Source organism: Rubrivivax rivuli (genome assembly GCF_004016505.1).
GTDB classification, from domain to species: Bacteria; Pseudomonadota; Gammaproteobacteria; order Burkholderiales; family Burkholderiaceae_C; genus Rubrivivax; species Rubrivivax rivuli.
Genome location: NZ_SACR01000006.1, coordinates 272318 through 283843 on the forward strand (window position 1 = coordinate 272318; position 11526 = coordinate 283843).

Here is an 11526-nt window from a genome sequence, read left to right on the forward strand (position 1 = left end):
GGGGAGGGGCCGGCCACGCCGGCCCCTTTTTCGTTTCAAGGCCTGCGCGCGAAGGCGTCGTTCATGCAGGCCCGCAGCTGCGCAGGCCGCAAGGGCTTGCCCAGCACGGTGAAGCCTTCGGCGCGCGCCGCTTCGGCGCGGGCGTGGCCCAGTTCGCCGGTCACCAGCACCGCGGGCAGATGACCGCCGACGGCGGCACGCAACTGCAGCGCGGTGAGGCAGCCGTCGTCGCCTTCGGCCAGGCGCAGATCGGCCACCACGAACTCGGGCTGCCATTCGGGCCGCAGGGCGGCCAGGGCGGTGGTCATGCACTGCGCCTGCCGCACCTGGCAGCCCCAGCGGCCCAGCAGCAAGGTCAGCGCCTCGGCCGAGGCGGGGTCGTCTTCCACCACCAGCACACGCCGGCCGTGCAGCACATCGGCGGCGTCAGGGGCGGGGGCGGGAGCGCTCGCAACCTGGGGCGATGCGGGCCGGGCCGCCGGCAGGTGCAGCGTGAAGCAGCTGCCCTGGCCCGGCACCGAGCTCACGCGCAGGCCCAGGCCCAGCAGGCGCCCCAGCCGCTGCACGATGGCCAGCCCCAGGCCGTGGCCGTGGCGCTGGTCGCGCCCGGGGTTGCCGGTCTGGTAGAAAGGTTCGAAGACGCGTTCCAGCTCGGCGGCGGCAATGCCCACGCCGGTGTCCACCACCTCCACACGCACCGCCTCTTGCGTGGCCACGGCACGCAGCACCACCGAACCGGCTTCGGTGTAGCGCACGGCGTTGGAGACCAGGTTGTCCAGCACGCGGCGCAGCAGCCGCGCGTCGCTGACGGTGTGCAGGCCTGATGCGTCGGTGTGCAGCTGCAGCTCCAGTCGCAGGCCCTTGCGGCGCGCTGCCTCGTCATGCTGCGCCGCCAGAGACTGCAGCAGCCCGGCGAGGTCCAGCGGGGCCAGCTGCGGCTGCACCGTGCCGGCGTCCAGGTGCGAAAGCTCCATCAGCCCGTCGACGATGTCGCCCATCTGCTCCACGCAACCGTAGATGCGCTGCGCGGCCAAGGCCAGCGGCGGGCCGGCTTGCTCTTGCGGCAGGGCTTGCGCCAGCAGGCCGATGGCGTTCAGCGGCTGGCGCAGGTCGTGCCCTGCAGCGGCGAGGAAGTGCGCCTTCTCCGCATGGGCCTGCTCGGCGCGCGCCTGTGCAGCGGTGCGGGCCTCCACCTCCTGCTGAAGTGCGGCGATGAGCTCGGCATTGCGCTGTCGCTGGCGCAGTGTCTCGTTGTGGGCGCGTGCGTGCTGCAGGCCGCTGACGAGTGCGTAGGTGCCCACCAGCACCGCCATGCCACCCAGCATGGTGTGCAAGCCGCCCAGCCACAGGTCGCGCAGGGCCAGCGGTCCCATCACCAGCAAGGTGTAGAAGAACAGCAGCGGGTAGGTGCGCGCCAGCGTCTGCACGTTCGTCAGCGTGACGATGCTCAGGCCCAGGTGCAGGGCGGCCTCGGCCGCGGGCTGCTGCGGCGCCATCAGCCACCAGCTGCCGAAGCCCCAAAGCGCCGCCTGCGCCGCGGCGTTGAGGGCCATGGACCACGACCACATGCGCAGGTCGCGCCCGGCGGGAGGGGTGGCCTGCCAGCGACGGGCCGCCACAAGGCGCGCGACGCGCACCGCCACGAAGAGGGCGGTCCACACCACGAGCACGCGGTCGGGCACCAGCCCGACGAAAGGCAGCGCCACCAGCAACGCGTACAGCGAGCCCATGAACACGGTCAGCCAGGTGGCACGCACCATGGCATCGAGCTGCTCGCTCGACAGCGGCCAGTTCATCACGGGCAGGGCCCGCACTTCAGGGGCGGTGCCGGCCGACATGCTGGGCTGCGCCGACCTGGGGTTCAGACCAGGCCGCGTTCGCGCGCCACCACCACCAGCTGCGTGCGGTTGCGCGCACCCATGAGCGCGAGCAGGGCCGTGATGTGCAGCTTCACGGTGCGCTCGGCGATGCCCAGCATGGAAGCGATGCGCTTGTTGGGCTGCCCGTGCGCCAGCAGGGCCAGCACCTCCAGCTGGCGCACGGTGGGCTGGGGTGCTGCGCCCTCCTGCACCTCGGGCAGCGCGCTGCGCGGCAGCAAGCCGAAGGCCAGCCCGCCGTCGGCCACCACACGCAGGGCCGCGCGCATCTCGGCCAGCGTCTGCGACTTGCTGAGAAAGCCGCTGGCCCCCGCAGCGCGGGCTGCGGCCATCAGCGAGGGCGTGTTGTCACCCGAGATCAGCACACGCGCCACCTGCGGGTGCTGCTGGCCGAAGCGGCGCAGGCCCTCGATGCCGTTGAGCGCACCGAGGTGGTAGTCCACCAGCACGGCATCGAGGTCAGGGTGCGCGACGGCGAGCGCCAGGCCTTCTTCCAGCGAAGAAGCGTTCAGCACCCGCATGCCGGGTTCGACCGCGCCCAGCGCGTGCGCAAAACCCACGCCGTACAGCGGGTGGTCATCAACGAGCAGCAACTTCATCCCAGGGGGCCTCGAACGTTCAAGGCGCGGCGTCAGGCCGGCGCAACCGGCCACTGTACCCACGTGCAGCGCCAACGGGGCAAGCCCGGCGTGGTGCTGTCGTCACACCTGCCCGCAAGGGCAGGTGGCCGCGGCGGGCGACGCTAAGTCAGGGCGGCAACACCAGGCGGTAACCCATGAAGCGCACACTCGCGATGCGCAGCGCACCCAGCCCGCCGGCGGCCAATTCGGCCCGCAGCCGGGAGACCTGGGTGTCGACGCGGCGCTGCCGGCCCTCCGGGCACAGGCCGGCGGCCTGGCTGCCTGAGAGCTCGATCAGCACCTGCGCGAGCTGCGCGCGCGTGACACCCTGGGGGTGCGCACGCTGCAGCCCCTGCAGCAGGGCCGCGCTGCCGCGTGTGAGCTGCACCACCTGGCCACCCCAGCGGCAGCTGCCGGTGCGCAAGTCGACCTGCAGGCGCGGCGGCGCGGGCGGTGCGGCCGGCGCTGCGGTGGGCGTGCGCGCGGTCGGCGGGGGGCCCGCCGAAGGCGCCACCGCAGCCAAGGCCAGCGTGGCCAGCGACACCTGGGCCGGCGCCCGCCCGTGCGCCTTGCCCAGCATCAGCGCCAGCAGCGCCACGGGGGTGTCGGCCGGCCACACCTCGTCGTAACCCAGGCGCAACGCGCGGCCGTGGTTGAAGCTGCCGAACTCGGGCCCCACCAGCACCACGCGCAACGGCCCCGCCGTGCGCAACAAGGCCAGAGTGGCGGCCGCGTCGCTCTGCAGCGCGGCTTCCTGCACCAGCACCATCTCGGCCCGTGCGGCGCGCGCACGCTCCAGCGCCTGCTCGGGGTGCACGCACATCACGGGCTGCAAACCCGCCAGGCGGGCCGCTTGCACAATTTGGCCGCAGGCAGCGTCCACCTGGCCCAGCACCGGCAGCAGCGGCCGCACAGGGGCCGCAGCGGGGCGCGCGTCCGGCAACCGCAGCCCCGGTGAGCGGGGCAGCGGAGCTTCGTCAAGCGGGGCGAGGGCCAGGTTCAAGGCAGGTGGCGAAACGGCGTTTGCGTGCAGTGCATGCTAGGCAGCCCCCGCGGCTGCGACCACTGCACCAAGAGGCAGCCCGGCCGGGCCGCGCCGTCAGATGCAGGAGCCGCTGATGTCGTAGGCCAGGATGCGACGGGTGGCCGGGTCCACGATGAAGCCCAGCGTGCAGATGGTGGTGCGGTTCACCCGCTCGTAGCGGGTGACCTGCACGGGCCCGGCCGAAGACTGCGCAACTTCGGTGCCCCTGGGCAAGTCCAGCGTGTAGTCGCTGCGATCGCGCTCGAACGCATACAGGTCCTTGCCGGCCATGGGCACGTCCTTGTAGATGCGCTTGTCGTCTGCCGAGATGCTGACCACCCGCTCCGCACGGCCGTACTTGGCGATCGCCTCGTCGATGGTCTTGCCCACCATCAGCTTGGCCTCGATGCCGCGGAAGGAGGCATGCCGCAGCAGCGCGCGCCGCGTGGCGATCGAAGCCTGGCTGTTGGCGCAACCTGCCAGTCCGGCCGTGCCGGCCAGTGCCGCGCCAACGGCCGCCCAGCGCAGCAGGCGCCTGCGCCCCGGCTGAGCCGGACGCAACGCTCCCTCGAGGTTCGGCGCCTTCATTTCGAGGAGAGGTCGATGACCTTGGCGGTCTCGCCCTTGTCGTTGAGCATGCGGATGCTGGGCTGTCCTTCAGGCGTGACCATGCGCAGCGTCCCGTCGGGCTCGCGGATGTTGATACGCCCGACGTCGATCTCGTCGAACTTGGGCGGCGGGCCCTTGGCGCCGGTCAGCAGGACGATGGCGGCAATGGCCGCAGCGCTGGCCGCGCAACCGCTCAGGAAGGCCGTGGTTCGGCTCATGGGAAAGGTGCCTCAGGCTGTCGGGAAGCCTGCATTGCAGCCGGCGAGCCTGGCGGCGGCTACAGCACGATGGGGCAGCCTGCGCCTGCGCTTGCGCCAGGCCCGGGGCTCAGGCGGGCTGGCCGGGGTCGACGCCCTTGTACGAGCGCAGCGCCCGCACGCGGCCTTCGCTGTCGAACACCATCACGTCCACGACGAAGAGCTCGATGTGCCCGTCGACCACGATGCGCACCTCGCCCGCCACGGCGTTCTCGCTGGTGTGCAGGTGCAGCACCTCGATCTGCAGGCTGCCGGCCTGCTCGAAGTTGTGCCGCATGAAGGCCACGGCGGCCGCGTGGCCTTGCAGCGCCAGGTTCCAGTCGCACACGCGCACCTCGGGCGCGAGCATGGCGGTGATGAACGCGAGGTCCTTGCGGGCGTAGGCGTCGAGGAAAGCGAGAAAACGCTGGGTGAAGTCCATGGCTGGGTTCCGGGTCGGCGGCTGCTGGGGGGCGGTGCGGCGGGCAGCCCGCGGGCTGCACCCCGCCCCACCCCTCACTTGAACTGGTAGCTCGCCGAGATCGAGAAATACCGCCCGGTGTTGTTGTGCAGACCGCTGTTGTAACCCTGCGAGACGGTGGCGTTCGGCGCGTAGGGCGCGGCCTCGTCGGCCAGGTTGGCGATGTTGAACGACAGGCTCAGGTTCTTGATGCCGGTGTAGGTGTAGTTCAGGTCGACGGTGACCCAGTCGGACATCTTGCAGTCAGGGTAGCGGTTGATGTACAGGTCGCGCCCGTTGGTGGCGGTGGGTGCCGCGCCCAGCACGTTGCGGCCGGTGAGGGTGTCATTGGCCGGGCCGCCGTAGTGGCAGGTGGTGCCCGAATACACGCGGGGCGGTTGCTGGCTGCCGTCGTACTCGCGTTTGTACGACACACCGCCCACGTAGTTCACCGCCGTGCTCACCGCATGCGCGCCCTTGCTCATCGACACACCGGTGCGCAGCTTCATGCGCGGGATGTCGCCCACGGAGGTGGCCCAGTCTGCAATGCCACCGTTGGTGCCCACGACGTTGAAGGTCTTGTAGCCCGGCTGCTCTTCACGCCGGTAGGTGAGGGCGTAGGAGCCGCGCAGGTAGGGTCCGAAGCGGATCTCTTCGGCGGTGAACGAACCACGCAGCTCGAAATCGACGCCCGCCACTTCGGTGCTGCCCTGGTTGGTCCAGGGCAGGCTCACCGCCAGCAGCGGCCCGGTGCCGGGCACGCCGTTGAGGAGCAGCGCGGGGTTGGTGTCGCGGGTCAGGGCCGTGGGCGGGTAACGATTGGGGTTGTCGATGACCGACTGCGCGGAGCCGAGCGCCACCTCGCCGATCTTGCGGATCTTGTAGACATCCACCAGCACATCGAAGCCGCGAACGGGCGAGAAGATGAAGCCCACCGAAGCGCTGTGCGACTTCTCGGGCCGCAGGTCGGGGTTGGCCGTGCCCACGCCAGAGACGCTCTTGGCGCAGTCGGATGCGGCGGCCCCCGGCTTGGGAGTGACGCCGTCTTCCTCGCAGCGCAACGGGTCGCGCAGCCCGTTGACGAAGAACTGCGCACCGCCCGGGCTCACCTGCGAAACCGCCGGTGCGCGGAAGCCCTTGGAGAAGGTGCCGCGCAGGGCCAGCACGTCGTTCACCGTCCATTTCGCGCCGATCTTCGGCACGAAGTTGGTCTTCAGCGTGGGGTACTTGTCGAAGCGCCCCGCGAAGTCCATCTCGAAGGACTTGGTGAAAGGCGTGCGGAACTCGAAGAAGGCCGAGCGCACGTTGCGGCTGCCGGCCACCGAGGTGTTGGACAGGCCCAGCACGTTACCCGCGGCGATGTTCGGGTCGGTGTCGATGTCGATCTTTTCCTGGCGCAGTTCGATGCCTGCCGCAAAGCCCACCGCACCGCCCGGCAGCTTGCCGAACTCGGTGGAGAGCTTGGCGTCGACCTGCGCGATCTCGGCGTAGGCCACGTTCTTCAAGGGCACCGAGAGCTGCGGGTCGGCGTTGATGGAGGCCAGCGAGCGGCCGCTGTTCGGCCCCGGTGCGCCCAGCATCTGACGCAGCACCGGCAGGTAGAGGAAACCGAACTCGCGGGTCTCGCGCTCGGTGCGGTTCCAGAGCACCGCGGTTTCCCAATCCACGCTGTCGCGCCAGCTGCCGCGTGCACCGACCAGCGCGCGGTACTGGCGGATGTCGCTTTCGGTGTTACCCGCAGGCAGGCTGCCGAAGCGGATGCCCACCGCCGCGCGGCCAGGCTGCGCATCGTTGTTGAAGGGGTTGTCGGGGTGGCCCACTTCCAGGATGGCCTGGAAGCTGGGCGCCTCGCCGCCGAGCAGGAAGTTGCGCGTGGGGTTCAGACCACTGATGGCGCGCGGCGCGCCGCGGATGGTTCGCTCGCTGCGGCCGATGGCCAGTTCCGCAAAGGCCATGGCCTCGGCCGTGAGCTTCAGGCTGGCGCGCGAGATGACGTTGGCATCGCTGCCCTTGCTCTGCACGTCGGTGTAGGCGTCGCCGTCGAAGTTGCAGAAGGTGCGCCCGAGCAGCGGCAGGGTGGTGACGCCATACACGGCGCTGCCGGTGATGAGTTGCGACGGGTCGCAACCGGCCGTGACGTTGACAACCCGCGAGGTGGGCGTGTTCTGCGGGAAGGACCGGTTGCCCGGGGCGGCTTCCTTGGTGAAGAAGGGCAGCGCGGAGAAGCTGCTGAAGAAGGGGTTCAGGCGCAGGTTGATGGCGCGGTAGTCGTCGGCCTGGATGTCGTTGGAGCCCTCACGCATGGACGTGGCGCCGCGCTTGGTGAGGTCGGCGCTGATCAGCACGTTGTAGCCGTCGCTGGCGTAGTTGCCGAAGCCGGCCGTGAGCGTGACGGTGTCCTTGCGGAACTCGCGGTCGTCGTTGAAGCCGACGCGCAGGGAGGCCTGGAGACCCTGGTAATCGTTCTTGGTGATGAAGTTGATGACGCCGCCGATGGCGTCGGAGCCGTAGACCGCCGAGGCGCCGTCCTTGAAGATCTCCACCCGCTCCAGCGCCGAGATCGGAATGGCGTTGAGGTCGTACAGCGTCGACGTGCCGTTGTTCGGGTTGGCATAGGCCGCCGGTGTCATGCGCCGGCCGTTGAGCAGGATCAGCGTGGAGGTGGAGCCCAGCGAACGCAAGGAGGCCGTGGCCACGCTGCGCGAGAAGCCGTTCTGCGTGGGCGTGTCGTTGAAGCCGTCGGCGCCGATGGACGGCAGCTGCTTCATCAGTTCCTGCACGGTCTTCGCACCGCTCTCGGCGATTTCCTTCGCGCCCAGCGTCTCGATGGGCGAGGTGCCTTCCTTCGAGATGCGCTTGATGTTCGAGCCGGTGACGGTGATGCGCTGGGGGGCATCGGCCGCGGTGGCCGCAGGCGTCTGCGCGTGGGTGGCGGCGCTGAAGCCGAAGCTCAGAAAGAGCGCTGCGCTCAGCGCATTCAGGCGGTGCGTTTTCAAGATCCCGATGTCCTCGTTGGAAGCACGGCAACCTTCTCGCTGTGCCCGGAACGAAATCGGCACCGCGCAGCTGCCGCTGTTTTGGATGTTTTCAGTATGGCCATCGGCGATACCGAAGGGGCCTGCACAAAAGGGCAGGGCCGACCGGCGGCCCACCCGCTGCAGACCGGCCCGCTGCCCATTGGTGCTGTGGCCCGGGCCTGGCCTGCTGCCGATGCTGCGAGCTTGCTTCGACGGCCTTGAACCGATGTTGATCCGCTCCCTCGCCGATCTGGTGGGCACCACGCCTAAGGCCATTCGCCACTACGAAAGACTGGGACTGCTGGGCCCCGTGCCCCGCCGCGGCCGCTACCGCACCTTCGACGCCGCGCACGTGGACTCGGTGCGGCTGGTCAGGCGTGCGCAGGGTTTCGGCTTCGGCCTGCGTGAACTCGCCGCCGCGCGCAGCGGCGACGGCACGCTGGACTTGGCGCGGCTCGCGGCTCTCGTGCAGCGGCGCCTGGCCGCGCTGGCGGTCGAGCGCCAGCGGCTGCAGGCCCTGGAGCGCGATCTGGCGGCCGTGGCGGCAGAACTGCGCGCGTGCGACCGTGTCCAGGCGGCCCGACCACTGGCCGCCTGCATGCAGCAACCGGCAGAGCGCGGCAGCGGGGCTTGACTTTGACCCGCGGGGCAGGCCGACAGTGGTGGCTTGTTCACCTCTCCTGTTTTCGCAATGGAAGACCGACAACTGCTCGTGGTGCTGGGCCACCCCCGTCCCGACAGCCTGTGTGCCGCACTGGCCGAGGCCTACGCCGAGGTCGCCCGCGCCGCCGGTGCGCAGGTCACCCGCATGGACCTCGGGCTGCTGCGTTTCGACCCCGTGCTGCGCAGCGCCCGTGCGGGCGATCAAGCCCTTGAACCCGATCTTCACCAAGCGCAGCAGGCGATCCTGGCCGCGCGCCATGTGGCCTGGGTGTACCCGGTGTGGTGGGGCACCATGACGGCGCTGCTGAAAGGCTTCCTCGACCGTGTCTTCGTGTCGGGCTTCGCATACCGGTACCGCTCGGGCTCGGCACTCTGGGACCGCCTGCTGCAGGGCCGCTCGGCCGAACTGCTGGTGACGATGGACGCGCCGCCCTGGTACTACCGCTGGTTCGACCGCATGCCGGGCCACTGGCAGATGCGCCGCACCGTGCTGGAGTTCTGCGGCTTCAAGCCGGTGCGCATCGCCAGCTACGGGGCGGTGCGCTCAGCGCCGCCCCAGCGCATCGAGCGCTGGCTGGCCGATGCCCGCCAGCGCGGCGAGCAGGCCGGCAGGCGCCTCGTGCGCCGGGCCTGAATCAGCGCCTGGCTCGCGCGGGTTGTTCCGCCGGCTCGGCCAGCAGGAACTTCAACCCCTGGGTGAAGCCGCGGGGTGCGACGCTCAGGTGGTCCTCGTCGTTCAGGATGGCCAGCTCCAGGCGCAGCGAGGGGTAGGCCCGCGACTGCAGCGACTGCTTCATGCGGCGGGCGTCCGAGACCATGTTGTAGCGCTTGGCATACCGCGGATCACCCGGCTTCATGTCCTCGTACGCGCCGACGTACATGAAGACCGCCGCAGGCAGGTCGCGGCGGGCCTTGGCGTGGCGCTTCTCGGCCTGTTCGATCACGTGCTGGTCGTACCAGATGGATGGGCTGCCGACGATGTAGCCAGCGAACATCTCGGGTGCGTTGAAGAGGATGTCCAGCCCCAACAGGCCGCCGTACGAATGCCCCAGGAAAAGACGGCGGCTCTCGTTCGTGCGGTAACGCCCAGCCACGAAAGGGAACACAGCCGACTGCAGGTAGGCCCGGTACTGCGCACTGCCGCCATGGACGCTGCCCGGGGGTGCATCGTGCGCACCTTTGGCCGTGGGCGTGTAGTCGCGGCGGCGGCTGCCCATGGCGTCTTCGCCCACCGCGTACGACAGGCCCACAAGGATGAAATCCTGCAGCTTCGGGCCGTCGCAGTTCAGGCGCCGGGCCAGCTGGCGGATGATGGGAAAGGCGTAGTCGGGATCGGTCACGTAGAGCACGGGATAACGTCGCCCGACCTCCTGGTGGTAAGACCGCGGCAGACCTACAAACACCTGATAGCGGCGCCCCGACACGGGGTCGGCCACATCGAACACCTCGGTGTTGGGCAATTCGTAAGGCTGGCCCTGGCCACGCTGCCCGGCAGCAGCAGGCGGCCGATCAGGCGCAGGCTTGCTGGTGTCGCTGGCGGCAGAGGCCCAGGTGGCACAGAGGGCCAGGAGACACAGGAGGGCGGTCGAGGCGTGTGACTTCTTCATCGATGGGTTTGTCTGGGTGGAGAAGGGGCCCTGCACAGACCCCGAAGCACGGCCGGCGAGTATCGACAACCGGAGCGCGCCGACCTTGCCCCTTGGTGCAGTCGCCAAACCCGGGCGTGTTGGTGATGCTCAAGCCCGAACCAGCCCTTCACCGCACCGAGGCCCCCATGTCCAGCGTCGACAAAACCAAGGGCAGCACGGCTGCCACCTTCGAGAGCCTCAACCGCCGCCAGCCCGTGGCCGGCAGCGTGAGCGAAGACGCGCAGCGTTTCATGCGCCTGCTCAGCGTGCAGATGCAGAACCAAGACCCGCTGAACCCGCTGGACAACGCGCAGGTCACCAGCCAGGTGGCGCAGATCAACACCGTCACCGGCATCAACCAGCTCAACCAGAGCATCCAGGCGCTGACCGCAAGCCAGCTGCGATCAGAGGCCTTCACCGCCTCGTCGATGATCGGCAAGAGCGTCGTGATGCAGACCAACGAACTGAGCGTGAAGAACGGCAAGGCCTCGGGCACTTTCTCCCTCGAGGGCCGCGCCAGCAACGTGATCGTGGAAGTGCTGGACAAGAACAGCCGCGTGGTCGACAGCTTCAGCCTGGGCACGAAAGACAAGGGCATGCACGACTTCAACTGGAGAACCTCTCGCAAGCCCACCGAGGGAGAGTTTCGTTTCCGCGTCGTGGCCACTGCGAACAAGAAGGACGTGCCCGCGACGACCCTGACCCGCGCCAACGTTGCAGCGGTGTCCTTTGCCAAGTCGGCCGGCGGCCTGCTCATGCTGGACAACGGCATGGACCTGCCGATGTCGGCGGTGTGGCGCTTCTAGCGCCCGCGACATGGCCGACTTTCTGATCCGGGTGGAAGTGGAGCCATGGACGCCCAGCGGCTTCATGGGCGTTTGCCGCCGCCTGCAAGCCGAGGGCTTCAGCACGCACGTGCAGCTGAACGGCCAGCGGTGCGCCTTGCCGCCGGGTGAATTCGTCATCAGCGGCCCGTTGTCGGCGCAGGAGGTGGAAGACCGTGCTGGCGAAGCCTTGCGCCAACTCGGACTCCACTTCACTCTGCTCACTTCTCGTTTCGTCGAATTGCGTTATCAGCGAGACAAGGCCCACCAGCGGGCGGCTTGATGCAGGCCAACGCCCATGCATTCGCATCGCCATGGCCACAGACCCGGTAGTGACGCCGTGGGCGGCTGCGGCTGGCGAAGCCGCTCACGGTGACCAGCATCTGCGTCAGGGTCGCCTGGGACGGCGCCGTCGAGACAGGCCCGCAGCCGACCACGGCCGAACCGGCCCAAGGCTGATCGCCGTAGCAGGCCCGGCAGTTCAGCAAAGGCCTAGGGCCCAGCCGGACGGCATGCCATCGCCTTCAGATTTGGAAGGCCGATGGCACGGTCAAAGCCCTGAGATTGG

General features: G+C 69.4%; 12 protein-coding genes. 4 read left to right on the forward strand and 8 right to left on the reverse strand.

The features are described from left to right. Positions 1–35 precede the first annotated feature (35 nt). The 7 genes from EOE66_RS19720 to EOE66_RS19750 all read right to left on the reverse strand — a co-directional run bounded on the left by EOE66_RS19720 (position 36) and on the right by EOE66_RS19750 (position 7822). The gene (locus EOE66_RS19720; protein WP_128230446.1) at positions 36–1838 is read right to left on the reverse strand and encodes an ATP-binding response regulator; all 1803 of its coding nucleotides are present in this window, start codon (positions 1836–1838) and stop codon (positions 36–38) included. A 23-nt stretch (positions 1839–1861) separates the two neighbouring features. Beyond that, on the reverse strand, positions 1862–2476 hold the full coding sequence (locus EOE66_RS19725; protein WP_128230447.1) for a response regulator transcription factor: 615 nt from the start codon (positions 2474–2476) through the stop codon (positions 1862–1864). A gap of 148 nt (positions 2477–2624) precedes the next feature. Next, complete coding sequence (locus EOE66_RS19730) at positions 2625–3356, reverse strand: winged helix-turn-helix domain-containing protein (RefSeq protein WP_128230448.1); 732 nt, start codon at positions 3354–3356, stop codon at positions 2625–2627. Between the two features lie 240 nt (positions 3357–3596). Beyond that, complete coding sequence (locus EOE66_RS19735; RefSeq protein WP_128230449.1) at positions 3597–4109, reverse strand: hypothetical protein; 513 nt, start codon at positions 4107–4109, stop codon at positions 3597–3599. After that, positions 4106–4348: a hypothetical protein gene (locus EOE66_RS19740; protein WP_128230450.1), complete on the reverse strand. Its 243-nt coding sequence runs from the start codon at positions 4346–4348 to the stop codon at positions 4106–4108. Before EOE66_RS19740 ends, EOE66_RS19735 begins: the two co-directional genes overlap by 4 nt. Positions 4349–4457: 109 nt before the next feature. Continuing rightward, positions 4458–4808, reverse strand: coding sequence for a nuclear transport factor 2 family protein (locus EOE66_RS19745; RefSeq protein ID WP_128230451.1), 351 nt, complete (start codon positions 4806–4808; stop codon positions 4458–4460). 74 nt (positions 4809–4882) lie between these two features. Then, a complete protein-coding gene (locus EOE66_RS19750) occupies positions 4883–7822 on the reverse strand; it encodes a TonB-dependent receptor plug domain-containing protein (protein WP_164885190.1) in 2940 nt (979 codons plus the stop codon). A 247-nt stretch (positions 7823–8069) separates the two neighbouring features. On the opposite strand from EOE66_RS19750, the gene EOE66_RS21875 reads away from it, so the two are divergent. Both EOE66_RS21875 and EOE66_RS19760 read left to right on the forward strand, forming a co-directional pair. Then, the gene (locus EOE66_RS21875; RefSeq protein WP_164885191.1) at positions 8070–8477 is read left to right on the forward strand and encodes a MerR family transcriptional regulator; all 408 of its coding nucleotides are present in this window, start codon (positions 8070–8072) and stop codon (positions 8475–8477) included. Positions 8478–8534: 57 nt separating this feature from the next. Continuing rightward, complete coding sequence (locus EOE66_RS19760) at positions 8535–9140, forward strand: NAD(P)H-dependent oxidoreductase (RefSeq protein WP_128230453.1); 606 nt, start codon at positions 8535–8537, stop codon at positions 9138–9140. A 1-nt stretch (position 9141) separates the two neighbouring features. On the opposite strand, the gene EOE66_RS19765 is transcribed toward EOE66_RS19760, so the two are convergent. After that, complete coding sequence (locus EOE66_RS19765; protein ID WP_128230454.1) at positions 9142–10113, reverse strand: alpha/beta hydrolase; 972 nt, start codon at positions 10111–10113, stop codon at positions 9142–9144. A gap of 167 nt (positions 10114–10280) precedes the next feature. Between EOE66_RS19765 and EOE66_RS19770 the strand changes: the two genes are divergently transcribed. Together EOE66_RS19770 and EOE66_RS19775 are read left to right on the forward strand one after the other, a co-directional pair. Continuing rightward, the gene (locus tag EOE66_RS19770; RefSeq protein WP_164885192.1) at positions 10281–10940 is read left to right on the forward strand and encodes a flagellar hook assembly protein FlgD; all 660 of its coding nucleotides are present in this window, start codon (positions 10281–10283) and stop codon (positions 10938–10940) included. Between the two features lie 10 nt (positions 10941–10950). Further along, complete coding sequence (locus EOE66_RS19775; protein ID WP_128230456.1) at positions 10951–11241, forward strand: hypothetical protein; 291 nt, start codon at positions 10951–10953, stop codon at positions 11239–11241. Positions 11242–11526: the final 285 nt, after the last annotated feature.

Excerpts from the sequence above, each read along its gene's own strand:
- EOE66_RS19770 (WP_164885192.1), top strand. The coding sequence starts at position 10,281 with ATGTCCAGCGTCGACAAAACCAAGGGCAGCACGGCTGCCACCTTCGAG.
- EOE66_RS19775 (WP_128230456.1), top strand. The coding sequence starts at position 10,951 with ATGGCCGACTTTCTGATCCGGGTGGAAGTGGAGCCATGGACGCCCAGC.
- EOE66_RS19760 (WP_128230453.1), top strand. The coding sequence starts at position 8,535 with ATGGAAGACCGACAACTGCTCGTGGTGCTGGGCCACCCCCGTCCCGAC.
- EOE66_RS19735 (WP_128230449.1), bottom strand. The coding sequence starts at position 4,109 with ATGAAGGCGCCGAACCTCGAGGGAGCGTTGCGTCCGGCTCAGCCGGGG.
- EOE66_RS19720 (WP_128230446.1), bottom strand. The coding sequence starts at position 1,838 with ATGTCGGCCGGCACCGCCCCTGAAGTGCGGGCCCTGCCCGTGATGAAC.
- EOE66_RS21875 (WP_164885191.1), top strand. The coding sequence starts at position 8,070 with ATGTTGATCCGCTCCCTCGCCGATCTGGTGGGCACCACGCCTAAGGCC.
- EOE66_RS19765 (WP_128230454.1), bottom strand. The coding sequence starts at position 10,113 with ATGAAGAAGTCACACGCCTCGACCGCCCTCCTGTGTCTCCTGGCCCTC.
- EOE66_RS19725 (WP_128230447.1), bottom strand. The coding sequence starts at position 2,476 with ATGAAGTTGCTGCTCGTTGATGACCACCCGCTGTACGGCGTGGGTTTT.
- EOE66_RS19740 (WP_128230450.1), bottom strand. The coding sequence starts at position 4,348 with ATGAGCCGAACCACGGCCTTCCTGAGCGGTTGCGCGGCCAGCGCTGCG.
- EOE66_RS19745 (WP_128230451.1), bottom strand. The coding sequence starts at position 4,808 with ATGGACTTCACCCAGCGTTTTCTCGCTTTCCTCGACGCCTACGCCCGC.